Source organism: Rhodopirellula sp. MGV (genome assembly GCF_002251265.1).
GTDB lineage: Bacteria > Planctomycetota > Planctomycetia > Pirellulales > Pirellulaceae > Stieleria > Stieleria baltica_A.
In genome coordinates this window covers 97,288-122,538 of sequence record NZ_NPDI01000073.1, presented here as the reverse complement: position 1 = coordinate 122,538, position 25,251 = coordinate 97,288, and the positions used below count along the sequence as shown (strand labels likewise).

General features: G+C 55.3%; 18 protein-coding genes. 13 read left to right on the top strand and 5 right to left on the bottom strand.

What is annotated here, in order from left to right; genetic code table 11:
• The first annotated feature begins 66 nt into the window (after positions 1-66).
• From CGZ80_RS25550 to CGZ80_RS25530, 5 genes are all read left to right on the top strand, one after another.
• Positions 67-1,410: an HlyD family secretion protein gene (locus CGZ80_RS25550; RefSeq protein WP_094418514.1), complete on the top strand. Its 1,344-nt coding sequence runs from the start codon at positions 67-69 to the stop codon at positions 1,408-1,410.
• A 23-nt stretch (positions 1,411-1,433) separates the two neighbouring features.
• Entirely contained in the window at positions 1,434-3,155 is a 1,722-nt protein-coding gene (locus CGZ80_RS25545) for a TolC family protein (protein ID WP_233148669.1), read from the top strand.
• A gap of 187 nt (positions 3,156-3,342) precedes the next feature.
• The gene (locus CGZ80_RS25540) at positions 3,343-6,570 is read left to right on the top strand and encodes a DUF6797 domain-containing protein (RefSeq protein ID WP_094418513.1); all 3,228 of its coding nucleotides are present in this window, start codon (positions 3,343-3,345) and stop codon (positions 6,568-6,570) included.
• Complete coding sequence (locus CGZ80_RS25535) at positions 6,557-6,925, top strand: hypothetical protein (RefSeq protein ID WP_094418512.1); 369 nt, start codon at positions 6,557-6,559, stop codon at positions 6,923-6,925. Before CGZ80_RS25540 ends, CGZ80_RS25535 begins: the two co-directional genes overlap by 14 nt.
• A 128-nt stretch (positions 6,926-7,053) precedes the next feature.
• Entirely contained in the window at positions 7,054-8,130 is a 1,077-nt protein-coding gene (locus CGZ80_RS25530; protein ID WP_094418511.1) for a hypothetical protein, read from the top strand.
• An 11-nt stretch (positions 8,131-8,141) separates the two neighbouring features.
• On the opposite strand, the gene cysN is transcribed toward CGZ80_RS25530, so the two are convergent.
• Positions 8,142-10,082: a sulfate adenylyltransferase subunit CysN gene (cysN, locus tag CGZ80_RS25525; protein WP_094418510.1), complete on the bottom strand. Its 1,941-nt coding sequence runs from the start codon at positions 10,080-10,082 to the stop codon at positions 8,142-8,144.
• A 116-nt stretch (positions 10,083-10,198) separates the two neighbouring features.
• Positions 10,199-11,110 carry a sulfate adenylyltransferase subunit CysD gene (gene cysD / locus CGZ80_RS25520; protein ID WP_094418509.1) on the bottom strand — a complete coding sequence of 304 codons (912 nt, stop codon included), beginning with the start codon at positions 11,108-11,110 and terminating at the stop codon, positions 10,199-10,201.
• A 289-nt stretch (positions 11,111-11,399) separates the two neighbouring features.
• On the opposite strand from cysD, the gene CGZ80_RS25515 reads away from it, so the two are divergent.
• The 7 genes from CGZ80_RS25515 to CGZ80_RS25485 all read left to right on the top strand — a co-directional run bounded on the left by CGZ80_RS25515 (position 11,400) and on the right by CGZ80_RS25485 (position 19,972).
• Positions 11,400-12,728: an adenylosuccinate synthase gene (locus tag CGZ80_RS25515; protein WP_198953789.1), complete on the top strand. Its 1,329-nt coding sequence runs from the start codon at positions 11,400-11,402 to the stop codon at positions 12,726-12,728.
• Positions 12,729-12,751: 23 nt separating this feature from the next.
• Positions 12,752-13,516: an isoprenyl transferase gene (locus CGZ80_RS25510; protein WP_094418508.1), complete on the top strand. Its 765-nt coding sequence runs from the start codon at positions 12,752-12,754 to the stop codon at positions 13,514-13,516.
• A 72-nt stretch (positions 13,517-13,588) separates the two neighbouring features.
• On the top strand, positions 13,589-14,581 hold the full coding sequence (locus CGZ80_RS25505; RefSeq protein WP_094418507.1) for a phosphatidate cytidylyltransferase: 993 nt from the start codon (positions 13,589-13,591) through the stop codon (positions 14,579-14,581).
• A gap of 149 nt (positions 14,582-14,730) precedes the next feature.
• The gene (locus CGZ80_RS25500; RefSeq protein WP_094418506.1) at positions 14,731-15,774 is read left to right on the top strand and encodes a PhoH family protein; all 1,044 of its coding nucleotides are present in this window, start codon (positions 14,731-14,733) and stop codon (positions 15,772-15,774) included.
• A gap of 28 nt (positions 15,775-15,802) precedes the next feature.
• A complete protein-coding gene (locus CGZ80_RS25495; protein WP_094418505.1) occupies positions 15,803-18,178 on the top strand; it encodes an HD family phosphohydrolase in 2,376 nt (791 codons plus the stop codon).
• A gap of 7 nt (positions 18,179-18,185) precedes the next feature.
• Positions 18,186-18,668: an rRNA maturation RNase YbeY gene (ybeY, locus tag CGZ80_RS25490; RefSeq protein WP_143544154.1), complete on the top strand. Its 483-nt coding sequence runs from the start codon at positions 18,186-18,188 to the stop codon at positions 18,666-18,668.
• Complete coding sequence (locus CGZ80_RS25485) at positions 18,665-19,972, top strand: hemolysin family protein (RefSeq protein WP_094418503.1); 1,308 nt, start codon at positions 18,665-18,667, stop codon at positions 19,970-19,972. The genes ybeY and CGZ80_RS25485 overlap by 4 nt, the downstream gene beginning before the upstream one ends.
• Before the next feature lie 12 nt (positions 19,973-19,984).
• On the opposite strand, the gene CGZ80_RS25480 is transcribed toward CGZ80_RS25485, so the two are convergent.
• Positions 19,985-21,442 (bottom strand): ATP-binding protein, encoded by a 1,458-nt coding sequence (locus CGZ80_RS25480; protein WP_094418502.1) that lies wholly within the window; start codon positions 21,440-21,442, stop codon positions 19,985-19,987.
• A gap of 80 nt (positions 21,443-21,522) precedes the next feature.
• Positions 21,523-22,209, bottom strand: coding sequence for a tRNA (guanosine(46)-N7)-methyltransferase TrmB (trmB, locus tag CGZ80_RS25475; protein WP_094418501.1), 687 nt, complete (start codon positions 22,207-22,209; stop codon positions 21,523-21,525).
• Positions 22,210-22,505: 296 nt separating this feature from the next.
• Between trmB and hemE the strand changes: the two genes are divergently transcribed.
• A complete protein-coding gene (hemE, locus tag CGZ80_RS25470) occupies positions 22,506-24,470 on the top strand; it encodes a uroporphyrinogen decarboxylase (RefSeq protein WP_094418500.1) in 1,965 nt (654 codons plus the stop codon).
• Here the strand turns inward: hemE and CGZ80_RS25465 are convergent, their stop codons facing one another.
• Positions 24,471-25,214 (bottom strand): hypothetical protein, encoded by a 744-nt coding sequence (locus tag CGZ80_RS25465; RefSeq protein WP_094418499.1) that lies wholly within the window; start codon positions 25,212-25,214, stop codon positions 24,471-24,473. It abuts the gene before it with no gap.
• Between the last annotated feature and the right edge of the window lie 37 nt (positions 25,215-25,251).

The window sequence follows — 25,251 nt, the reverse complement described above, 5'->3', positions numbered from 1 at the left end:
CACGCCAACTAGCAGAGCCCCGATTCGTTCGCTTTCACAATCGATTCATTTCAGCAGTTTTGACCCATGGCAACCAGCAACATCTCCGCAGACGACTTCCCCGCGCTGCAGATGGTGCGAACCGGTCGGTTCGTGCGAATCGCAGGCCGCATGACGTTTTGGGGACTTATCCTGTCGATTTTCGCGATGGTCTTTGTGCCTTGGCGGCAGACAGCGAGTGGTACCGGTGTGGTCGTGGCCCTCGACCCGCAGCAGCGTCCGCAACCGATGCTCAGTCAAGCCAAAGGAGTGATCAGCTACGTCAAACCGGGATTGCGCGAGGGTAGCTACGTCGAACAAGGCGAACTGCTTTTACGAATGACTCCATTCGCCGAAGACGGTGTCGCACAACTTGACAACCAGATCATCGCGCTTGAATCGAAAGAAGCCGCGATGAAGGCCAGTTTAGAAGTCGCGCGGCAAAACGAAACCTTGCAGCAGTCAAGCGGTGCGAGCTTAAAGAATTCGTTGGAACGCGAACTCGAGGCCGCACAACAGAAATGGGAGCAGTCCAAAAACGAAGTGTCGGCAATGCAGGCTGATCTCGCAAATAAAGAAAACCAATTGCAGGTTGCCGAACGTGTCTTTCCGCAGGGGCTGATTTCGCAAGAAGAATTGATCTCAAAGCGGCAGGCCGTCGCGGCGCAACGCGCCAAGGTGTTGCAGTCTGAAAACAAAGTGCAGGAGGTCTATGCGACGCTGGCTTCAAAAGAGGAAGAGATCGAAGCCAAGAAGCAGGAAATCTCGATCAAGAACCAAGAGGCCGCGAACAAGGTTTTTGATGCGATCAGTAAATTGAACACGATCGAGAAAGAGATTTTGGACGTCCGAAACAAACGTTCTGAATTGGACCGTTTGGAAATTCGAGCGCCCCGATCAGGCTACATCCAGCAGTGGTACGGGCGAGCAGGCAGCGACACGATTAAAGAGGGCGAGCGATTGTTTGTGATCGTTCCCATCGCTGATCAACTCGCGGTCGAAATGAAAGTTAATGGCAACGATATGCCGTTGATCAAAGAAGGCGACCGGGTCCGAATGCAGTTTGAAGGCTGGCCAGCAGTACAGTTTGTCGGTTGGCCCTCGGTGGCGGTGGGGTCCTTTGGCGGTAAAGTCAACCGAGTTTTCCCCACTGATGATGGCAACGGAAGTTTCCGTGTAATCGTCGTACCCGATAATCATTTCGAGCGGGAGAATGGATGGCCGGATAGCCGATATCTTCGTCAAGGTGTACGCGCAACTGGATGGGTATTGCTGCGTCGAGTTCCACTTGGTTATGAAGTATGGCGTCAACTAAACGGATTCCCGCCGATCGTTTCGGACAAAGAGCCGAAAGACGAAAAGGCCCCCAAAGTCAAGCTTCCAAAAGCTTAACGCGACTCCGCTTGGCGTTGGCAGTGGCATCGCTATCGATCGCTCCACTGGCTAGCTCGGTGGTGAAGGCTGACGATCCGACTCACAACGATAGCGAGTCGTTTGCCGCATTCTTGTCGATGGTCGAATCTGATGCGTTCGTGGCAAACCCCAACGCCGTCGCATATCCGGAGTCCAACGAGGATTCATCGTCGGCGATCGTCCAAGCCTCGGCATTTGACGATCAGGTGATTCAGGCTGACGATTCGATTGCCATCGGTGGGACGGAATCGATGGCAGAGGTTGCGGACGAGCAACTACAGTTGGCGGACGTTGTCGCCAGCCTTTACCGCTCGTATCCAGAAATTCAACAGGCACGCGAAATCGCGTCCGTTGCGACTGGCGAGCGAGTGTCGGCCTATGGTGCGTATGACACCAAGTTTCAGGCCGAGTCGCTCTCCGAGCCTACCGGTTTCTACCAAAACTATCGCAACAGCCTTGGCGTCGCACGACAGCTGTGGTGGGGCGGTTACCTCTCCACCGGTTACCGCATTGGCCGCGGTTATTTTCAGCCCTGGTATGGCGAGCGGGCCACTCATGAAGGCGGCGAAGGGAAAATTAGTTGGGTGCAACCGTTGCTGCGCGGCCGTGCGCTCGATGCTCAACGTGTCGCAGTGTTTCAAGCCTCGTTGGCCCAGCAAGCGGCCGGTCCGCAGTTGCTTCAGCAAATTTTGAAGTCCTCCGGTGACGCTAATCAGGCCTATTGGCAGTGGGTCGCGTCGGGCGCGATTCTGCAAGCACAGCGAGAGCTACTGAGTCTGGCCGAGGTTAGGTCTCAGCAAATCCAAGTGGGTGTTGAGGCTGGCAAGTTCAAGCGGGTTGACTTGATTTTCAACCGTCAATTGATCGCCGAGCGAAAGGCCGAATTACTGAAGAGCGAGCAAAAATTTCGCTCGTCGTCGATCAAGCTTGGGCTGTACCTTCGTGATGACGCAGGGGAGCCGATGGTTCCGAAAGATGAATGGCTGCCCAAACGATTCCCCTCAATTGAATCCAACTTGCAATTGGATTTGCAACAGGAGTTAGCGGCAGCACTCACGCGGCGGCCCGAGCCGTTGGTGCTGAGGTATCAGCTACAGCAAGTCAATTGGGATCGACAACTTGCTTGTAACGATATGCTGCCGACGTTGGATTTCGTATCACAGGCTAGCCAAGATGTGGGTCCGCCGGCGTCCAGTAAAGACGATAAAGGCGAATTCGAATTGGTGATCGGAATCCAAAGCGAGGTGCCGATTCAGCGTCGTAAAGCTCGCGGTAAGATTCAATCGACGTCGGCCAAGATGCGGCAGTTGACTGAAAAACTGCGTTTGACGCGTGACAAAATCGCGACCGAAATCGCCGTCGCAAACAACCGTTTGTCGTTAGCCGAACAGGTTGTTGATGAGCGTGAAGAAGCTTTTCTCGCGGCACTCGATACCTTGGCCCGTTATCGCATCGGTTTCGAACAGGGTTATATCGATTTGATCTATTTAAATCTGCTCGAAACAAAGACCAACGAGACCGAGATTAAATTGGTCGAAGCACAGCAGGACTGGTTTCTTGCTCTTGGAGAATTGCAGCTTTCACTCGGCTTGGACCCGCTTGAACAAGCAATGGTTGTTGCCGCGTTACCAGAGAGCGAAATGATTGGTCCGGGCAATGTCCCAGAAATCGAAGTGACTGACCAAGATGACATCCCTGCGGCGCCTGGTGCCAACAATCAATAGGCTGCTGAGAATCTCCTCTGATGGGGCGATTGGGAAGACAGAACGACAATATTGGGCTGGGGCAGACCAGCCAAGCCGAAAAACGTGTGTCCCGGGCAAGAGTGCCTTATAGTGGGCGTGAACGAGAATCGAGTGCTATCGCTTCGAGATCGCCCCGCCTCTGAAACGCTCACCTGGGACGTACAGAATGATTCGAGTATTGTTGGTTTGCTTGGCCGTTGTGGGCCAGGGCGTCCGTCTTCACGCCCAGTCGCGGTTGCATGACGACTTGGTCAGACGATCGGCATCTGAGTTAGCTCAGCGGTCACGTGTCTTGGGTGACGTCGAGCGTGGCGGGGTGCTGTTTTATTCGTCAGGTCTAGGCTGTGTGCAGTGTCACAGCATCGGCGAAGGGCAAAAACTGCTCGGTCCGGATTTGGCGGAACTCGGCGAGCGAGCAACGTTCCGACACGTTCTGGATTCGATTCTTCGACCAAATCAAATGGTCTTAGCGCCCTATGTTGCTGAGACCTTCTTACTTGATGACGGAGTCGTCGTCACCGGATTGGTCCGCCAGCAATCTGCGACGACGGTTCAACTTGCCGTGCCAGGTGAAGAGGCACCTCGGTCAATCTCACTCGCCAACATCGAAGCTCGAAAGCCAGCCAAGTCTGTCATGCCGACTGGTTTGATCAATCAATTAGGCGACGAAACGGATGTGTTTGACCTGGTCGCGTTTGTGGTCGCGTTGGGGCAAGCGGGACCTGAAAAGGCAGCATCACTGGTACCAGATCCAGGCTCGATTGCCGCCCCGCCTCTGCCGGCCTACGAAGCGAATCTCGACCATGCGGGGATGATCGCGTCGCTTGGCGAACGCTCGTTTGCAAACGGGCAACGTATTTACAACTCGCTATGCATCAATTGTCACGGTACGGAAAAGGAAGCTGGGTCACTCCCCAATGCCCTGCGGTTCGCTCTCGGCAAGTTCAAAAACGGGAGCGATCCGTATTCAATTTACAAGACCGTCACGCATGGCTTTAAGATGATGTTGCCTCAACGGCAACTTGTCCCGCAGCAAAAATACGACGTCATTCACTACATCCGCGAAGCGTACTTGAAAAAGCAAAACGCGGATCAGTACGTCCCGGTTACAGAGACTTATCTGGCGTCACTGCCAAAAGGAGACCTGCGTGGACCGGCCGCGGTGCGGTACGAGCCGTGGCTCGAGATGGACTATGGGCCGTTTTTGATCAGCACTTACGAGATCACCGGACCCGATACCAAACCGCGTCTCGGTATAACCGATGAAGAACGACGACAGGCACGTGAAGAGGGACGCCCGCCTGCTGAAGTTTGGCCTGACGACGTCAATTTCGCATACAAAGGCATCGGGATTCGCTTGGACTCTGGCCAGGGCGGTGTCGCCGCAGGATCACGCTGGGTTGCGTTCGACCACGACACGATGCGAGTTGCCGGCGCTTGGTCAGGTCAGGGCTATATCGACTGGCACGGAATTCTGTTCAACGGCAATCATAATTTGACGCCGCGCACGGTCGGTCAATTGGCATTCGGTTCTGTCTCGGGGCCCGGGTGGGCCGATCCCAAAACAGGATCCTTTGACGATCCTCGCTTGCGCGGAAAGGACGGGCGCGCGTATGGTCCGTTGCCACGACACTGGGCACGTTATCGAGGCCTGTATAAAAATGCTGAGCGAGTGATCGTGTCCTATTCGGTGGGCAATGCTGATGTTTTGGAATCTCATTCGTTTACATCGGTTGAACAAGGCGGCGTGTGGACACGGACATTGAATATCGGCAAGTCGTCGAATGATTTGAAATTGCGTCTGGCGCCCTCAGGTCAGGTCGTCGCAAGTGCCAGTGGTGGATTTGAAATTCGTCAGCAAGGCGGATACTCGGTCGTTGCGATTGCTGCAGAGCAAACACCAGTCAATTTTCAAATAAGACTTTCGAGTGAGTTGAATGTTCAATCGCTTGCCGCGATGCCATGGACAGAGACAGAAGACTTGAACGTATTCACGAAAGGTGGACCGCAGCAGTGGCATGAACTGCAGACGCAAATCTCGCGCGGCGCTGAATCCGGCGCCTTTTCGGTCGATACGTTGACTCGCCCGATCGACAATCCGTGGAAGAGTCGGCTGCGAATGTCAGGACTTGATTTCTATCCCGAAGGCAACGCACTGGTGGCCTGTTGTTGCGACGGCGACGTCTGGCGTGTCGATGGGATCAGCGATCCATCGGGTACGCTAACTTGGAAACGCATTGCGTCGGGGCTGTTTCATCCCTTGGGCATCAAAATTGTCAACGGCCGCGTGCATGTCGCTTGTCGCGATCAGATTGTTGTCCTCAACGATCTAAATGGTGACGGTGAGGCTGACTTCTACGAATGCTTTAACAACGACCATCAGGTCACCGATCACTTTCATGAATTCGCAATGGGGTTGCAGGCCGACAATGCGGGCAATCTGTATTACGCGAAGAGTGCCCGTCACGCACGGGATTCATTGGTGCCGCATCATGGGACGCTATTAAAAGTCAGCGCCGATGGCGAGCAAACAACGATTTTGGCGAACGGATTTCGGGCGGCAAATGGTGTTTGTCTTAATCCTGATGGCAGCTTCTTTGTGACCGACCAGGAAGGCCACTGGAACCCCATGAACCGGATTAACCGTGTTGTCGAAGGCGGGTTCTATGGCAACATGTATTCTTATGATGCGCCACAAGACTCCAGTGATGATGCGATGGAACAGCCACTCTGTTGGCCGAACAAACCGTTCGATCGATCGCCATCAGAACTCGTTTGGGTCGAAGGCGATGCGTGGGGCCCGCTGAAAGGCAGCTTGCTAAATCTTAGCTACGGCTATGGAAAAGTATTTATCGTCCCACACGAACAAATTGATGACATGTGGCAAGGCGGTATGTGCGAGCTTCCGCTACCGAGATTTCCAACTGGAATCATGCGAGCAAGATTTAGTCCGCAGGACGGTCAAATGTACGCTTGTGGAATGCAGGCATGGGGAAGCGATCAAGAAGAAAGTCCCGGAGGCCTGTACCGGATTCGTGCAACCGGAGAACCCTCGCATTTGCCCGTTGCCCTAAACGCTACCGGCGAAGGGATGGTCATCACATTTTCGGAACCACTTGAACCTGTATCCGCCTCACAAGCAGCGAACTACTTGGTCGAGACTTGGGACTTGAAACGGACAAAGAACTACGGCAGCCCGCGATACAACGAACAACTCTTGGCTGTGCAATCGGTTGACGTTTCGGAGGACGGCAAAACGGTGAAGCTAGTCTTGCCGAAAATCCAACCGACTTGGACGATGCAAATTTCCTACAAGCTGTTGGGTGAGGATGGCCGGCAAGTGATGGGGACGATTGAAAACACGATTCACCGTTTGGGTCATGACAAACGCTAAGCGACCGGCAATGCAAAATCCTTACGCGGCACCAAAATCACAACCGACGACATCGTCGAGACTTGGGATTGTTGTAGCACTTTGTTTTGGCGTTCTGGCGTTGGTCGTCTGCGGTCTTGTGGCGATCCCGGGGGTAGTCGTCCTGAATCAAAACTTTCAATTCGTTCCGACGGATACGTTTTTGTCTGGCGCGGAGATTGGCAGCGTGACGTTGGACGAGCAATCGTTGCTTAGTTGGTCACTTGGAATCGCGGTCCTATTTCTATTTGCTTCGGTGACGCAGTTTTGGAAAGCCTTTCGTCGTTGGCGTTCGTTCGAGGAAAGACGGCAACTGCGCGATCAGATGCTTTCCTAGCGATACACTGCACTTTCGCAATGACGAAATGAGTCGGGATGTCGTTCAAATCGAATCGGCATACGGTTTGCACTCCAGCGGAACTGTTCTGAGTCTTGCCCTCGTCACCCGGTTGCAGGTCAGCTTCGATGTTCCCGCTATTCCAATACAAATTCGCGGTTTCCCCCAAGTCGCGACAACGTTTTTCAGTCACACAGACGCTGGCCTGCACAGCAGCCTTTTGCGGCCTTTTGATTGCATCTACACCAGCTTGGTCCGATTCGCCTCAGCGGCTCGAAGGTTTGGACGCGCCGATCGTCGTCCGCGTCTCGGATGAGGTCTTCTCGCCACAATCCGAGTTGCAGACGGAAACTGATGTCGATTGCTGTATTTTGGGAGTCCGCAACCGAGGTTCGGCTGATGTGAACGGAACCATTCTGATCAACTTTGTTCCATCTGATGAAAATGCAAAGCTGCAGATTCGGTTTCAAGGGCACTTCGTGGCTCATACCCAGGGGAACAAAGGCCCGGCCACGATCCATTCACGCAGCAAGATGGCGTTCGATTTAGGAATGGTCGCGACGTTCGATCACGAGAGCGGTTTTACCCCAGGGGAACCGACCGGGACGGTGACGCCGGTTGAGTCTGACCGAAGGATTTCGAGCAGCATGCCTGGTTTGCGAGGTCGCCTCGTCCATCGAGTCGCGAGCCGACGAATGGCAGAAACGAAACACCAAGTGCAACAGATCTGTATCGCCAATGCTCGGACGGAGTTGATCAAAGAGATGGAGAGCCGCGTCCACGAGCAACTTCAATCGGCAAATGAGAAGTGGGCCAAGTTACGCTCGAATCTCGACGGCCAGCCATGGTACGGCAAAACTCCCAGTTTGCGCTTCCGCAGTGACGACGGCTACCTTGTCGTCCATGTGAATGAGACCGATGGTGCTAAGGTGGATGCTGATCGACTGGCTGATTCGAGTGAGCTGCCTCCGCCGAATCCGAATGCGATGACCGAAGTCTTGCTTGATCGGCAATGGGTTGAAGCCAACGAAGACAGCGGCGCGCTGCTGGCGTATGCCGCTTCATATCCACGACTGCTAAGCTTCACTTTCCAGGCGGCGACCAACTACAACCTGCCTCATCAGAAACAGGGACGATGGTTGGTCTTCACCTTGAAAAAGCCATCTGAAACGCCCGTCGAACGAGCGTTCGTGTCGGCTCCTTGAGAAGGCGGCCCCTATTTGATAATCGATTTGCCGCGGAGCAATTCGATGACCTGGTTCGCACATTCGTCGATCGAATCTTTCGATGTATCGACAACCAAATCTGGTGATGCAGGAGCTTCGTAGTCCGCCGTGACACCGGGAAAATTCAGCAGGTCGCCTGCGTCTGCTTTGGCGTACTGTCCCTTGCTGTCTCGTTCGCGGCAGACTTCGATTGGTGTGGCAACGTGGACCACGAAGAATTGATCTTCGCCAATCACTTTGGCAACTCGGTTGCGGACGTCTTCGCTAGGTGCCACGAAGCTGCCGATGCAGATCATACCGGCATCATTCAGTGCATGTGCCAGGTAAGCACTTCGACGCAGGTTTTCGCTGCGGTCTTCGGCGCTAAAGCCAAGGTCGCGTGAGAGTCCTTTACGAAGATATTCGCCATCGATCAATGACACCGCGCGACCGGAGTCAAACAGCTTTCGTTCGACCGCTTGTCCAATCGAAGTTTTGCCCGACCCAGTCAAACCGGTCAGTAGGACAGTCGCGGGTTTTTGGCCAAATCGTGCGGCCCGTTCATCATCGGTGACGGCCGAAATATCGACGTCTTCGCCGCTGGTTGCCGAAGTGTCTTCGTCCCAAACCGATTTGGATTTACCGTCGCCTGCTTTGTCGAGGATCATTCCTGCGGCGACGGTGGCGTTGGTAATCCGGTCGATCACGATGAATGCACCCGTCGAACGGTTGCGGCGGTAGGCATCGAAGTGCACTGGTGCCGACAGGGTGATGCCGACGCGTCCGATTTCGTTGAGTGCCAACTCCGGCGCGGGATCGCGGTGCAGCGTGTTAACGTCGACACGATAGTTCAATGTGTCGATCGTGCCGGGAATCGTTTGCGTCGTGTGTTTGAACAGATAGGTCTTGCCCGGAACCATCGATTCCTCGTTCATCCAAACCAGCATGGCTTCGATGGAATCACGAGACTTAGGTACGTTGCCGGGACGAACGATCATGTCGCCGCGTGACGCGTCGATTTCGTCTTCCAGAGTCAGCGTGATCGCAAGTGGGGCAAATGCTTCGTCAAGTTCACCGTCATAGGTGACGATTGATTTTACCTTGGACGTTTGCTTGCTGGGCAGCACCATGATTTCGTCGCCCTTGCGAACGATTCCGGACGAAATCGTTCCGCAGAAACCGCGGAAGTCCAAGTGGGGGCGGTTGACGAATTGGACCGGCATCCGGAAGTCTTGCAGGTTGCGATCGCTACCGATGTAGACCGTTTCCAAGAAGTTCATCAGTGTCGAACCGGTGTACCACGGCATTTTCTCGCTGCGTTCAACCACGTTGTCGCCGTCGAGTGCACTGATCGGGATGAAGTGCAAATCGGGCAAGTCCAGGCGGGTCACAAAATTGCGATAGTCGTCGCAGATCGCTTCGAACTTTTGTTCGTCGTAATCGATCAAGTCCATCTTGTTGATGGCCACGACGATGTGACGAATCCCCAGCAACGACACAATAAACGAGTGCCGTTTGGTTTGTGTCAGAACGCCGTGGCGAGCGTCGATCATCAAGATCGCAAGGTCGGCGGACGACGCGCCGGTTGCCATGTTGCGAGTGTACTGCTCGTGACCGGGCGTGTCCGCAATGATGAACTTGCGTTTTGCGGTGCTGAAGTACCGGTATGCGACATCGATCGTGATGCCCTGCTCGCGTTCCGCTTTCAGACCGTCGGTCAGAAGTGCCGGGTCAAACTTTCCGCCGGTGGTCCCAACGATTTTCGAGTCCGCTTCGATCTGAGCCAGCTGATCTTCGTAGATCATCTTGCTGTCGTACAGCAGGCGTCCGATCAGCGTCGACTTTCCATCGTCAACGCTGCCACAGGTAATGAAACGCAGCAATTGTTTGTTTTCGTGCTGCTTCAGATACGCGTTGATATCGGTTGCGATCAGGTCAGATTGGTGCGACATGGGAAGATAAAAATGAGTTGGATTGACGTGGCAAGGCCGAGTGGGCCGAGCCGATTGCGTTGCGCCGAATTGCGGCAAACGGCGCTTCGAGGATTGTCCGGATCAGATGGAAGTGACTAGAAGTAACCGCGGCGTTTCTTCTCTTCCATTCCCGCACCGCCTTCGTCTTGGTCGATGATTCGACCTTGGCGTTCGGAGGTGGTTGCCAACAACATTTCTTGAATCACGTCGACCAAGTCTGTCGCTTCCGATTCGACGGCACCGCTTAGTGGGTAGCACCCGAGGGTTCGGAAACGAACCATTTTTTCTTCTTCGACTTCGCCGTCCAGTAGCGGCATACGGTCGTCATTTCGCATCAGCAGGATGCCATCGCGTTTAACGACTTTGCGTTTTTCGGACAGGTACAGCGGGACGATCGGAATCTTTTCCAGGTGGATGTATTGCCAGACGTCCAACTCGGTCCAGTTGCTCATTGGGAACACGCGAATCGACTCGCCCTTGTTGACGCGAGCGTTGTAGAGGTTCCACAGTTCTGGCCGTTGGTTTTTGGGATCCCAACGGTGCGACTTGTCGCGGAAGCTAAAGACGCGTTCTTTCGCTCGGCTCTTTTCTTCGTCGCGGCGTGCACCACCGAAGGCGGCGTCGAATTTGTACTTGTCCAACGCAGCTTTGAGGGCGTCGGTTTTCATCAGTTCGGTGTGACGCTCGCTGTCTTCCCACGGTTTGATGCCGTGTTTGAGACCGTCTTCGTTGATGTGGACCAGCAATTCCAGGCCGAGTTCTTTCGCGACGTAGTTGTCGCGAAAGTCGTACATCTCTTTGAATTTCCAGGTGGTGTCGACGTGCAGCAGTGGAAACGGCGGTTTCGCCGGGGCGAAGGCCTTGAGTGCGAGGTGCAGCAGGACGGACGAGTCCTTCCCGATGCTGTAGAGCATCACGGGGTTTTTGAATTCTGCGGCAACTTCTCGGAAAATATGAATGCTTTCTGCTTCAAGCTGCTTTAGGTGGGTCAGGCTGTAGTCCGACATTATCTCTGTTTTAAGGAGGCGAAAAAGGCATTCACGAGGCTTGCACCGGAATCGACCCCAACTTGGGGCCTCGCGACGGGGCGAGTATAGACAGGGGACTCGTCGGTCGGAACGGGGTTTTCGTTCCAGAATTCCCCAGTCTGCGATGAAATTGTCGGGAAGCCGAAATGTCTGGCCGCTCTTTCATCCGCTCCCGTTGTCACCGCGACCTTTGAAGTTTACGCTTTTGGATTCTGCGCCGGCGAATTGATTCAGAGCCGGCCGATACAATTGCCTCCGGAGTGAATCGGTGTCGGGAACCTGCGTAATCGGTCTGCAGTGGGGTGACGAAGCAAAAGGCAAGTTGGTCGATTTGCTCGCTCCTCAGTTTGATCTCGTTGTTCGTTACCAAGGTGGTGCCAATGCGGGCCACACGGTCGTGGTCGGCGACGAAGTCTACAAGCTGCATCACATTCCTAGCGGTATTTTGCATACCGGTGTCGAGAACTTGATCACGCCTGGCGTGGTGATCAATCCCGAGACCATCATCACCGAAATCGATGGCCTCGCGAAACGCGGCATCGATTGCGCCCAGAACATGCGAATCAGCGAGCGCGCGCACTTGGTGATGCCTTGGCATATCGCCGAGGATCGTCAAATCAACGCCACCGCCGTTCGTGGTGAATCGATCGGTACGACCAATCGCGGCATTGGACCCTGCTACCGCGACAAAGTCGGCCGGACTCATGCGATCCGCATGACCGACCTGATTCAACCGACCCGTGACGAACGTCTACGCGTCGTTGCCGAGCAAAAGCAAGCCATCTTGCGCAGCCTCGGTGCATCGGAAGAAGAACTCGCATCGATCGCGCCGGAAACGGTGATCGCCAAAGCTGCCGTATGGGCGGATCGCTTGGGCCCAATGGTCAGCGATACCACTGACTATGTTTTGGATGCCTGCGAAGCTGACAAACGCATCTTGTTCGAAGGTGCCCAAGGGGCGTTGCTGGATATCGATCACGGTACCTATCCGTTTGTGACCAGCAGTAATAGCAGCGGAGTTGGCGTGTGTGCTGGTGCCGGTGTGCCTCCACGTTGGATCAACACCGTATTGGGAGTCTGCAAGGCCTACAGTACTCGCGTCGGCGGTGGCCCTTTCGTCACCGAACTCGAAGACGAAACCGGCGACCGAATCCGTACCCTCGGCAACGAGTTTGGCACCACCACTGGGCGCCCACGCCGTTGTGGTTGGTTCGACGCAGTTGCCGTACGGTACACAGCTCGATTGAGTGGCGTGACGCGATTGGCGCTGATGATGATGGACGTTCTTGCCCATCTGGATGAGCTCAAAATTTGTGTCGCATACGAACTCGATGGCGAGCGAATTACTCGTTTCCCCAGCCACGCCGATCAATTGCGTCGATGCAAGCCGATCTATGAAACCATCGAGGGCTGGAAGCAACCGGTTGATGAAGTTCGCCGCGAAGAAGACTTCCCCGCCGGCGCAATTGCCTATGTGCGTCGTGTCGAAGAATTGGTTGGTATCCCGGTCGGTGTGTTGTCTGTCGGGCCAGATCGATCGCAAACTATCTTCACGTCGCAAGCAGACAAGTTGAACCTGCAGCCGATCGGAGCCTAGACGCTTCAACGCGCGATCACGAAATGAACGCCAAGGATCAATCAAGCGATCTCGCAGGTGAAGCCGCCGATAAACGCGGCCCCCTGCCGGAACATATCGCGATCATCATGGATGGTAACGGCCGCTGGGCTCAGGCCCGTGGCATGCCGCGGATCGAAGGGCACCGCCGGGGCGTTGATACCGTGCGGATGGTCAGCGAAACGTGTACCGAGCTTGGAATCGGGGCGCTTACGCTGTACTGCCTGTCGAGCGAGAACTGGAAGCGGCCACAGGAAGAACTCGACTTCCTGATGGAACTTCTGCAGCAGTACCTGGTCGAAGAACGGCCGTTGATCATGAAGCAGAATCTGCGTCTGCAAGTGATTGGACGCCGTGATCGGCTGCCAGAAAAGGTAATTGCCGAAATCGATGAAACGATCCGTGTTTCCGCTGACAATACGGGCACCAAGTTGGTACTCGCGATCGACTATGGTGGTCGCGATGAACTGACTCGGGCGGCGAAGTTGCTGTGCGAAGATGTCCAAGCAGGCAAGCTTTCGATCGATCAGATTTCCGAACAGTCAATTAACGATCGGTTGTACACAAGCCGTCTACCTGATGTAGATTTGATGATTCGCACTGGCGGAGAACTGCGGGTGAGCAACTTCTTGTTGTGGCAATTGAGTTATGCCGAGCTTTGGGTTACGGAGACCTGTTGGCCCGAGTTTTCGAGAATCGAATTTGAACGTGCCATGGAGAGTTTCCAGAATCGTGATCGGCGATTCGGAGGCCTTTCGGTTGGCCAATAGAGATCGCAAGCGATCCTTCCAAAACAAAACCGCACGCTGTGCCAAAGCTGGCGCAACGAGGTAACTGAATTAATGCTGCGTGATCGTATTTTTTCGAGCACGATCCTCATCACACTGACGGTCATTTTGCTTTGCCTGGATAGCTTTCAGGCGGTCGACGGTGCGGCCGGGCTGTGGCTGATGCCGCTGCTCGCGTTTTTCGCGATCGGTACCGCATGGGAGATGTCGTCGATGCTGAAACGCGGTGGGCATCCCATTCGTCCGAAGACGGCAGTGATGGGAGCGACGATGGTTTCGCTTTCGTCTGCGGTGCCATATCTGTGGTTGATCGCCGGCGAAACGTATCCATCGGATTGTCCTGTCGGGCGACTCGGCTGGATTGTCTTGGCAGCTACTGTTGCAACCTTTGTCATGCTGATGGCCGAGATGCGTGAATATGGCCTTCACCAGGAAGTCGAACTTGGACGAGCCATCCGGCGAACCTGCTCGGCTGTTTTCGTATCGATGTATGTCGGATTGCCGATGGCGATACTGGTGGCTGTGCGCAGTTTGGATGGCCCTGGGTTGCCCGGGCGATTTGGGCTAGCGGCATTGATCACGACCGTCTTAGTGACAAAAGTCGCTGATATGGGGGCGTACTTCTCCGGGCGTATGCTCGGTCGTCACAAATTGATTCCTCGTCTATCGCCAGGAAAGACAATTGAAGGATCGATTGGTGGGATCATCGCATCGACACTTGTCGCCTATGTTTGCCTAATTGTCTTGTTCGAGGCGATTGGCGCAAGCAACGTGTCCGCGCCAGGTGCTGTTTCCGGGCAAGCCGTCAAATCTGGTTTGGCCGGTTTTCTGGGGCAGCCACTTTGGGGGGCTTTGGTCCTGGGCCCGTCCTTGGCAATCTCCGGAATGATCGGCGATTTAGCGGAATCACTGTTCAAGCGTGACTGTGGCGTGAAGGACAGTGGCAGCCTGCTTCCCGGATTAGGGGGGGTATGGGATGTTACCGATTCGCTGATCGCGTCCAGTATCCCAGCATTTTTCTGCTTCGTGTCCGGAGTTGGTGGGTAATAATCGCGTGTGGATCGAAGTCGAGAGCGATACGATAAACGCATCCTCCGGCGGATTTCTGCCAGATGAGAGTACCACGAACTGAAATCAATCACGAAGACGTCCACCAACGTTTTAGGAGATGACGGCCCGCAGTCGGCCCCTTTTGAATGACTGAAGCCACATTGACGGTCAGCGCACCCGACGAGCTACTGCAGCTTTTCGGACCGCGTGACCAGCATTTACGAATTCTGCGGCAGTTGTTCGATGTCACGATCACGCATCGAAATGGACGCGTGCGAATCGCTGGCGAGGGCGAGAACGTCAACGGTGCGCTGCGCGCGCTTGAAAAGCTGCGGCACAAAATCCAAAAGCAAGGTGCCATCGGTGGCGAGGACGTTGAAACCGCCGCGGTGGAAGAAGGCGCAACGCCTCGTGACGGACAAAAGCCGGCCAAGGCAGCTGCTAGCGGCGAAGACATTCAGATTCGTCACGCGGGGCGTCGAATCCGGCCTCGCACCGCCGGGCAAGCACGTTACGTCGACGCCATCCGTGAGCACGATTTGACGTTCGCAACAGGCCCAGCGGGTTGTGGAAAAACGTTCCTCGCGGTTGCAACTGCTGTCGAGGCACTCAAAGCCGGTCAGATTCGCAAGATCGTCCTGGTTCGCCCGGCTGTCGAAGCGGGCGAAAGCCTGGGATTTTTGCCGGGTGACTTGCGGGCGAAGCTGAACCCGTATTTGCGTCCGTTGCTCGATGCACTCGGAGAGATGGTCGATTACGACCGTGCACGCGAGTTAATGGAACAGGAAATCATTGAGGTGATCCCCTTGGCTTACATGCGAGGGCGAACGCTTAACGATGCCTTTATCATTTTGGACGAAGCGCAGAACACGACCATCGCACAAATGAAGATGTTCCTGACCCGAATGGGGGAACGCAGCAAAATGGTGGTCAGCGGCGATGCCACGCAGCTCGATTTGCCACGTGGCGTGACCAGTGGCTTGCACGACGCGTTGCGGCGGTTAAGCCGAATCAAAGCAATTGGGGTGGTAAGGTTGTCGGGCGAAGACATCGTGCGGCATGCCTTGGTCCAACGAATCGTCGAAGCTTATGACGACGATGACACTGCAGTTCCGATGCGACAGCGACGTGGCGGCGTTCGTGTAGTCGCTGAATCCAACCCGAATGGCGAGGAAACCCTGGATCGCTAGTCCCTTCACTGGGCTGTGATCCGATGTGATGAATGGTCAATCCAAGACGCGGACCCGTCAAGAGCGAATCGAGTCGTTGGGAATTCCCAAGCCTCGGTTTGTGCAATGGTGGATCGATAGCGACAAAGCCGATTGGGCCGTCCGAGCTGCGATCGGTTTATTTGCCGCTGCCGCATTGCTGATCATCTGCAGAACCTGGGAACCTAGGTTCGCATTTCGCAGTGGCTTGATTCCCACACGCGACGTGATCGCAAAAGTCGATTTCGAAGTCGAAAACGAGATCGAAACCCACGCCCGACGGTTGCAGCAAATCCTCGGTGTGCCGGTGTTTTATCGGAATAACCCTGCACCCCTGCAGCAACTCGGCGCGCGGCTGAACAACCGCTTGTTCGTCGTCCTCGAAGCTCCTTCGATCGACGAGATGAACAATGACGAGAAAGTCGCTTTTGAAGAATTCATCGCGAACGATCCGCTAACCCCGGAAACTGTCGATGGCAGTCGGCCAACTGCACAGGACCAGTTCGCCGCTTTAAAAGAAGTTTTCAAGAACGACTCCGAATTGAAAAAGCTGCAGACGGCTTTCAAGCACCTCGTCAAGGACGAGTTCGACTACGGCGTTCTGCAATCGCTGAAGCATGATCCTGAACAGGGCAACCAACAGTTCATTCGCGTCTACAACGTCGACCCCGCAGACGCGGTCACGATCAGCGTCGAAGACGTACAGGTCGCCTTGATGGGTGAACGCATCGAGAAGATGCTCGCAGACGAGTTCCGTTTGCTCTATGGCGATACAGACAAGTACCGCCAAGTGGCCAAAATGATTAGCCGCTGGATCGGAGCACGTTTGCCGGAGTACGAAACACTCGCTTATGACAACGAAGCGAGTGATAAGGCTCGCGCCGAAGTCGCGGCGAATGTTGCCCCGGTCATGAAACAGTATTACGCCGGCCGGTCCGAACTCGCTTCTGCCGGTGAAGCACTCGACCAAGAGCAATTGAAGCTGCTCCGTCAGGAACACCTGCAATGGACCACTTATCGTGGGATGCTCGACCGCGTCTCCAGGCTGGCGGCGTATGCGGGCATGGTCGCCGCGCTGTACTTGCTTTGTGGCTCGTACATTTTCTTTGTCGACGATCGCTCGTTGGTGATGGATCGTGTCAAGCTGTCGAAGATGCTGTTGTTGATCGTCGCAACCATCGGGCTGAGTTTTTGGGCTGCGAATGATCGCTATCGCAGTGAGTTGGCACCGTTGGTCGTCGCTTCGATCATCGCGGCAATCGTTTACGGTCGCGATTTGGCGTTGTTGTTGATGGCCGCGGCAAGTATCAGCGTGACGCTCTTTTTGAACGAAGACCTTCGTCACTTGGTGATGTTGGCCGCAGCGACCACAAGCGCGACGCTGTTGACAGGTCGAATTCGGTCGACAAGTCACCTGTTGTTTGTCGGGCTGATCTCGGCCGCGGTGACAATGTTGACAATGGTCGGGGTCGGGATCGTAACCGGCGAAACGATGTCGGTCAGTCAGATCACGGCACCGAAGGTTGCGCCCGTCGGTCAGATGACGTTCATCAACGTGCTGACGATGCTGGCGACGGACAGTGTGAGAGCGGGCGTGTTTATCTTGGTCTCTGCCGCAGCATTGACACCGGTGTTGCCGTTCATCGAAAAGTTCTTTGGCGTGCAGACGGACCTCAGTCTGTTAAAGCTGAGCGATGCCAGTCACCCGCTGTTGCGTCGTTTGGCCCAGCGTGCCCCCGGCACCTACAACCACAGCATCAATGTTGCATCGATCGCCGAAGCCGCCGCCGACTCGATCGGCGCAAATGGGCTGTTGGTCCGAGTCGGTTCGTACTTCCACGACATCGGCAAGATGTTCAAGCCGGAGTACTTCATCGAAAACCAAAATGGCGTGAATCAGCACGACTCGTTGCAGCCAGCGATGAGTACTTTGGTGATCATCGCCCACGTCAAAGATGGTGCCGACCTCGCGAGGAATCACCATTTGCCGCAGCCGTTGATCGACTTGATCCTGCAGCACCACGGGACCACACTGGTCGAGTATTTCTTCCATGAAGCTGCCAAACGCAGCGAAGAAAACCCAGACGAAAAAGAAGTCAGCGACAAGGACTTCCGCTACCCCGGCCCCAAACCACAGACGCTGGAAGCGGCTGTGATGATGTTGGCCGATGCGGTGGAAAGTGCCAGCCGGACGCTGGTCGATCCTACCCCCGCGCGTATCCAAAGCTTGGTCGATAAAATCGCCCAAAAGAAAATGGCAGACGGCCAGTTCGACGAATGTGGACTGACTTTCCGCCAATTGAACCTCGTCCGAAAAAGTTTGGTTAAATCTCTTACCGCCATTTATCACGCTCGTGTCAAATACCCCAGCCAGCAGCCCGCTTGATCGTTCGATGAGCGATTCGGACACCAAGATTTGCGTCGATCTGATCTGGGAAGACTGCATCCAGTCCTGGAAAGAGACCCTCGGGCTTTCCAACCAACAAATCGCCGAAGCTGCGATCGCGGCCGCACGACATCGCGGCTTTCGATCCGGGCAATTGGGCGTGATGATCACCGATGATTCGTCGATTCACGAAATCAATCGCGAACATCTCGGACACGATTACCCGACCGATGTGATCAGCTTTCCCTACGCCGAAGATGGCACACATCTAGAAGGCGAATTAGTCGTCAGCGTCGAGACCGCACACGAGAACGCGATCGAATTCGGGTCCGACACGGCAACCGAATTGTTGCTGTATGTGATCCACGGCGTGCTGCATATCGGCGGCATGGACGACCACGAAGACGACGACCGTCAAGCGATGCGTGATTCAGAGCAAGCAGTCCTGTCAGAATTGGGCATCGCGCTGGACGAGGCGCCGCAGGCATGAACAGTCCGTTGCCTTATTTCTTGATCTCGGCAAGCGGCTTTCTACTCAGCAGCGTCGGTGGCCTGGGGGCGGAACTTCTGGACTCTTTTGCAGGACGATCTCTCGAAGCGTTCTGCCGCGTCAAGCGAAATCGTGACCGATTCGGTGCCGTCCTCGAACACCAGGACTCGGTAATCCGAGGTAGCGAATACCTGCGAATGATCGGCACGGTGCTGTTTTTGGTCTCAGGGACCGCGGCACTGATTATCTCGCAACAAGACGCCGAAGCGATCGGTTTGACCTGGGAAATCGGTTCGCTGCTCGCATGGACTTTGTTAGCGATCATTTCGATGATGTTCGTCCATTCATGGTTGCCCGAAGTGGTGACCCGCTTTGCGTCTGCACCGGTGCTCTATCACACCTGGCCGTTTTGGCGAGCGCTTTCGTCGGTGATGAATCCGTTTTCAGTACCGGGTGAAATCATCGAAGCTTTGACCGCACGCCTGTCAGGTAAAAACGAGCATGAAGATGATTCCGAAGAGCTGATCGAAGATGAAATCCGTACCATTGCGGCGGCCGGAACGAATGCCGGGATCTTTGGCCCCGGCGTCCGGGAAATGATCCAGAACGTGATGGAACTGAACGACGAGAATGTCGGACATATCATGACCGTTCGGGGCGACATCGACGCGGTCGAGATTGGTGACAGTTGGGACGAGATCCTCAGCACGGTCATCGAATCCGGGCGAACCCGATTGCCCGTCTACCGTGAGAATCTGGATGACATCGTGGGGATCTTATACGTCAAAGATTTGCTTCCTGAAATTGCAGGCGGACGTGCCCCCAAAAAGTCGCTCGAATCGCTGATGCGACACGCGTGGACGGTTCCGGTCGACCGCAGCGTGGAATTCCTGTTGCGCGAATTCCTGCACAGTCGCAGCCACATGGCGATTGTGCTGGACGAATTCCAGCAGACCGCGGGCGTGGTCACCATCGAAGACGCATTGGAAGAAATCGTTGGCGAAATCGTTGACGAATCTGACGAAGAGGAAGAAACACGCTTTGACGTCATCGACGAACACACCGTCGTCGTCAGCGGTCGTGTGATGATCGACGATCTAAACGATCGATTACACTGGGACCTTCCCGAGAGCGACGACTACGAAACGATCGCCGGCTATGTGCTCAGTCATCTTGGTGAAATCCCCGAATCAGGTGCGAACTTCACGATCGGTGACGCAGCGTTCGAAGTCCTGCAAGCGACCCGTCAAAAGATCGAAATGATGGAAGTTCGCTATACGCCGGGCCAGCGATTGGCCGTCTAGATTTTCGACGCGTTAAGTCCAGCTGTTGTGGACTTGGTTGGGCAGTGTGATTTGCAGAGACATGCCGCCCAGCTCCGAGACGCAGTGAAGGACCTTGATCGTTCCTTGATGTGCATCGACGATGCGTTTGACGATTGCGAGACCCAGTCCGGTGCCCCGGGATTTGGTTGTGTAAAACGGCTCGAAAATTTGTTCGCACTGGTCCTTCGAAAGTCCCGGCCCGTTGTCGCTCACCACGATGCGTGTTTGCTGAGGGTCAGCCTGATCGAGTTCGATTTTGATCGTGGCGGGATCACTGCTCGCTGCCAACGAATTCTCAAACAGGTTGCGGAATACCTGCTCCAGACGCATCGTATCGATCGTCGTTTTGATTTGGTGACGATGGTCCAATTCGACCAGTTCGCACTGTCGATTCTGGCGATTGGATTCCAGATTTCGCCATGCGCGTTGGTAAACGTCACGCAGGTCCGCTTGCACCAAATGGAGCTGGATCGGTGCGGCGAAGGAGCGGATTTCTTCGAGTAGCGAATTCAGATCCGCTGCGGCGCGTTTGACCGTCAGTAAGTCCTTTGCTGATTCGGGATCATTACCAATATCCAGTTCGAGCAGTTCTAGGCCGGACTGAATTCGTTGCAAAGCATTTCGGCTTTCGTGTGCGAGCGAAGCCATCGTTTGGCCGATCGCGGCGAGGCGTTCACTTTGCGCGACCTTGGCTTGTGCGTCGACAAACTCGGTCACGTCAACGCCGACAGCCAAGACCGCTTCGATTTCGCCGGAATCGCGTTCGAGCGTCGTGTTGCACCAACGAATTTGACGCTCGCTTCCGTCGCGAGTGATGATCGCATTGATCACGCCAGTCGACGACCCGCTGGTTTGGGTCAACAAGAACACATCACGAATCGATTCCAAGGTGCTCGTTGGCACAAAGGTCGCGAACCAGTCTTTACCCTGGACCTCGTCCAGTTTCCAGCCGCTGATCTTTTCGAAGTATGGATTGAACCGAATGATGTGGCCTTTGAGGTCCAATACCAAGACGATCGCTTCTGCCGTGGTCAGGACGCGATTGGCAAACCGTTGCTCTTTGCGAAGCTTCAGCTCCGTCGTCTTCTTTTGGACGATGCGAAAAACGGTGTGACGCAGGGCTTCGGGATTGATCGGCTTGAGCAGAAAATCCGATGCACCCGATCGGAAGGCCGAGATCGTGCTGTCCATGTCTGCATAGCCAGTCACAATGACGATTTCGGCATCGGGGGCTTTCAGACGTAGTTGCGGAATGTGCCGCTCGGCGGGACCATCAGGAAGCTTTCGATCCAAGATGATGATTGCGATGCTGGCGTCGAGCAATTCGATGGCTTCGGCGATCGAGCTGGCGACGATGACTTCGTTCCCATCGATCTCCAACACATCCGTCAATGTGATGCGAGTGTCGTCGTCGTCTTCGACCAGTAATATCGAAAGCTCATCCCGCATTTTCGATGTGTCGACTCCAGAGAAAACGTGTTCTGCCGCAACAGTATAGCAGACCGCTCGTTGTCTTCGCGGCGGATACCTTAACCGCGTTTTTCGTAACGCACGCGATACACGGGGATTTGGTTTTGACGGCTGCGACGTTCGAAGTGCGTGCGGTAATCCAAGTCGTGCGTGGACTGTTTTTTCTGTTCCGGAATCGGGACGCCAAATTCAGGTGTGACGGCCGCGATCATTTCGACGGTCGATTCGAAGTAGTCCAACACGTCGGTCCAAAAATGGAAGCGTCCGCCCGGGCGAAGCTTTCGCAAGAAGTTTTGCACGCTCGATTCGTTGACGACTCGGCGCTTGCGATGCCGTTTCTTCCACCAGGGATCGGGGAAGTACACGTGGACTGCTTCCAGCGACCCATCTGGGATACGGTCGGCGACGAGCGGCCCGGCATCACCGGAAATGATCCGAGCGTTTTCGCGTTGTGCTTTGGAGAGGCGTGCCGCAGTGTGTTTCGCGTACTTGTGAACGATCTCGATCCCAAGAAAGTTGTGCTCGGGCGTCGTTTCGGACGCCGTTTTTAGGAACAGCCCTTTGCCGCTGCCGATTTCCAATTCGAGCGGTGCGTCGTTGCCAAACAAGACTTCGCTACACAGCTGCGTGGGGATGTCGGCAAGCGTCTCCTCCGCGGCGGGGTGTTGCGAGTAGCCACGCATCAACATCAAGTGCTTTGACAGGTCGATCGATGGTCGGGGCGAACGAAGCGGGCTGCGTGGCATCGGAAAACGCTGAATCACGGACTCGAAGGGGGACCGACTGGCCTGCCAGCTTTCACGGATTCGAATCTGCCCTCGTGCAAAACACGAGGGACAACCTCAGAAAGCGACGCCAATTGGCAAAAACGGAAGGGTAATCGTAACCTAGCGGCAAACCTCTACAATGCCGTCAGCCGGTCTTCTGGATGAATTCGGCCCCAACGACAAGCCGTTTTGCCGACCTAGAGTTTGCCGATGCGTTCTAGCGGCAATTTCCGGTGTCTCACCTTCCACCCTCGAACCTTCCCCACGTAGTGCCCATGTCCGTTGATGCTGACTTTTCCGGTCTTCACGTCGCTTCGCTCGAAAGCCGCCGCGCGTCCGAGATGGAGCGTCTGATCCAGCGGTATGGCGGTGTGGCCCATGTCAGCCCTTCGATGCGTGAAGTGCCCATCGAGCCGAATCGCGAGGCAATTGACTTTGCGTATCGCGTGATCACGGGCGAAATCGGGATCGTCGTGTTCATGACCGGCGTCGGGTTTCGGTTCTTGGTCAAGGCGATCGAGAAACACGTCGACACCCAGCGTTTCATCGACGCGCTGTCCGACATCACCACCATCTGCCGCGGACCCAAACCGGTCGCCGCAATGCGTGAACTGGGGATCCAGCCGACCCACCGCGTTGGCGAACCCAACACGTGGCGAGAGATCCTGCAGTACATCGATCACGAGAAGGTGCAGATCGCCAACCAAGTCATCGGGCTGCAAGAGTACGGCATCTCCAACGCATCACTGATCGCCGGTTTGGAAGCACGCGGAGCAATCGTTTCGCCGGTGCGTGTCTATGGCTGGGAATTCCCCGAGCAAACCGACCCGCTGCGTGAAAACATCCAAGCACTCGCCGACGGCAAACGCGACATCCTGTTGCTGACCAGCGCTCATCAAATCGTCAACATGATGCGGATGGCCGAACAGATGGGCGTCTCAAAACAGCTCCGCCAAGGCCTGCGATCGACCGCGATCATCTCGATCGGCCCAACGACAACTCAGATGTTGAACGAATGTGATTTACAGGCTGACATGGAACCGTCACACCCCAAAATGGGACACCTCGTGGTCGAGTCCGCGCGTCAGTCGGCCAGTTTGATCGCGCAGAAACGCCGCTGGCGTCAATCGGATATTGTGATTCAGGAATCCAAAGACATGGCTATCGAAAACGTCGACGCTTCGCAGCAACACCCTTCGGTCGACAGCTTGTTTATGAAAGCTTGTCGTGGCGAAGCGACCGAACGCACGCCAATTTGGTTGATGCGTCAGGCCGGTCGCTACATGGCCGAATACCGCGAAGTCCGTGCCAACCAAAGCTTCCTGGAACTGTGTTACAACCCCAAGCTTTGCAGCGAAGTGATGTGCACCGCGGTCGATCGATTGGGCGTCGATGCCGCCATCATCTTTTCGGACCTCTTGCCGTTGCTCGAGCCACTCGGGTTTGACCTTGAGTTTGTCGCTGGCGACGGCCCGGTGATTCACAACCCGATTCGCGAAGAAGCTGACATTGACCGCTTGAAGCGTTTGGAAGATCCTCAATCACTGGGCTTTGTTTACGAGACAGTGCGTCAAACACGTAAAGACCTGCCCGAGCATCTGCCGGTGATCGGATTTTCGGGCTCACCGTTCACGCTGGCCAGCTATGCGATTGAAGGCGGCGGTAGCAAGGTCTACATGAACACCAAAAAGCTGATGTACGCCTCGCTGAGCTCACCAAGCGGCGGTGCGTGGGCGGAGTTGATGGCGACATTGACGGAAGCCGTTACCGTTTACCTGAACCACCAAATTGCGGCGGGCGCACAATGTGTGCAGCTGTTCGATAGCTGGGCGGGATGTTTGTCGCCTAGCGAATACACCGAATTCGTGCTGCCCTGGATGGACAAGATCATCAGCGGGATCGCCCCCGGCGTCCCGGTGATCAATTTCGCGACCGGCAACCCAGAGCTACTCCCGCTGCTTCGGGGCGATCGTCGTACCGTCGTCGGTGTCGACTGGCGAATCTCGCTACGCAAGGCGTGGGACCGAATCGGCCACGACAAGAGCGTTCAAGGCAACTTGGACCCGGCAGTGTTGTTGGGAGAGCCGGAGCTGATTCGCAAACGTGCCGCAGCATTGCTGGACACGGTCAAGGATTTAGACGGTCACATCTTCAACCTCGGCCACGGCGTGCTAAAAGAGACGCCCGTGGAGAATGCAATTGCACTCGTTGAGTCAGTCAAAGAACTGAGTGCAAAGTAGTTAGTGCAGCGAGATCGCTTCTTGCAGCGGCCGCAGCACGCTGCCGACGAGGAATTCGTCGATCAGGTCACGGCCGAGCGCTGCTAGACGTGAGAATTCTTCGTGGAAGGATTCGTTCGGTCCCAAGCTGTCGAAGCGACGGACTGTCATGTAGACGCTCAATTGATCTTCGCTGAAGTCGCCGGTGCGAACTTGATAGGCCGTGGTGCGAGACTCGAAGCTCACCCGGCACTGCGTGCGGCAGTCCTCGTCCAGCGCGAAATGGATCGACGGCTCGTTGGACAACATTTTGCCGTAGGGCTGATTGACCAACCGCTCAAAAGCCGGCGCGACGCCGATCGCTTTGGTCAGAATCTCGTTGTGGTTCCCGCGATACCCATAGTCGAAACCGAACATCACGCTCAGGGATTCACAATCCAGCGGCGTGATTGAAAGTTCGTAGGGGACCAATTCTAGGATCGTTCGGTGTAACTCGAACGCTGCTTCCAGTGATTCGGGGTTGAGCGCGCCGCTGTTCAGTCGGCGTGGCTCGGTGGAAACCCACTGGTGCGCACCGCGTTCCTTTTCCTCTTCCAAAATGAACTCGCTCTTTTCACGCGAGTAAAAGTTGGCCATAGAGGGGAAACGGCGGCGGACTTGTTCAAAAAAGTGCAGGACGGATTCGCGCTGCTGTGGCAAATCCAGTTCGGTTGCCAGGTTCATATTGACGTAATAGTCATCGCTGAACATGCCGTAATCACTCATAAGCAAACTTGTTTCCTTGGGGCAAACCGAGGGTGAG

Excerpts from the sequence above, each read along its gene's own strand:
- CGZ80_RS25465 (WP_094418499.1), bottom strand. The coding sequence starts at position 25,214 with ATGAGTGATTACGGCATGTTCAGCGATGACTATTACGTCAATATGAAC.
- hemE (WP_094418500.1), top strand. The coding sequence starts at position 22,506 with ATGTCCGTTGATGCTGACTTTTCCGGTCTTCACGTCGCTTCGCTCGAA.
- CGZ80_RS25485 (WP_094418503.1), top strand. The coding sequence starts at position 18,665 with ATGAACAGTCCGTTGCCTTATTTCTTGATCTCGGCAAGCGGCTTTCTA.
- CGZ80_RS25510 (WP_094418508.1), top strand. The coding sequence starts at position 12,752 with ATGAACGCCAAGGATCAATCAAGCGATCTCGCAGGTGAAGCCGCCGAT.
- CGZ80_RS25540 (WP_094418513.1), top strand. The coding sequence starts at position 3,343 with ATGATTCGAGTATTGTTGGTTTGCTTGGCCGTTGTGGGCCAGGGCGTC.
- CGZ80_RS25505 (WP_094418507.1), top strand. The coding sequence starts at position 13,589 with ATGCTGCGTGATCGTATTTTTTCGAGCACGATCCTCATCACACTGACG.
- cysD (WP_094418509.1), bottom strand. The coding sequence starts at position 11,110 with ATGTCGGACTACAGCCTGACCCACCTAAAGCAGCTTGAAGCAGAAAGC.
- cysN (WP_094418510.1), bottom strand. The coding sequence starts at position 10,082 with ATGTCGCACCAATCTGACCTGATCGCAACCGATATCAACGCGTATCTG.
- trmB (WP_094418501.1), bottom strand. The coding sequence starts at position 22,209 with ATGCCACGCAGCCCGCTTCGTTCGCCCCGACCATCGATCGACCTGTCA.
- ybeY (WP_143544154.1), top strand. The coding sequence starts at position 18,186 with ATGAGCGATTCGGACACCAAGATTTGCGTCGATCTGATCTGGGAAGAC.
- CGZ80_RS25530 (WP_094418511.1), top strand. The coding sequence starts at position 7,054 with ATGTTCCCGCTATTCCAATACAAATTCGCGGTTTCCCCCAAGTCGCGA.
- CGZ80_RS25480 (WP_094418502.1), bottom strand. The coding sequence starts at position 21,442 with ATGCGGGATGAGCTTTCGATATTACTGGTCGAAGACGACGACGACACT.
- CGZ80_RS25500 (WP_094418506.1), top strand. The coding sequence starts at position 14,731 with ATGACTGAAGCCACATTGACGGTCAGCGCACCCGACGAGCTACTGCAG.
- CGZ80_RS25535 (WP_094418512.1), top strand. The coding sequence starts at position 6,557 with ATGACAAACGCTAAGCGACCGGCAATGCAAAATCCTTACGCGGCACCA.
- CGZ80_RS25495 (WP_094418505.1), top strand. The coding sequence starts at position 15,803 with ATGAATGGTCAATCCAAGACGCGGACCCGTCAAGAGCGAATCGAGTCG.
- CGZ80_RS25550 (WP_094418514.1), top strand. The coding sequence starts at position 67 with ATGGCAACCAGCAACATCTCCGCAGACGACTTCCCCGCGCTGCAGATG.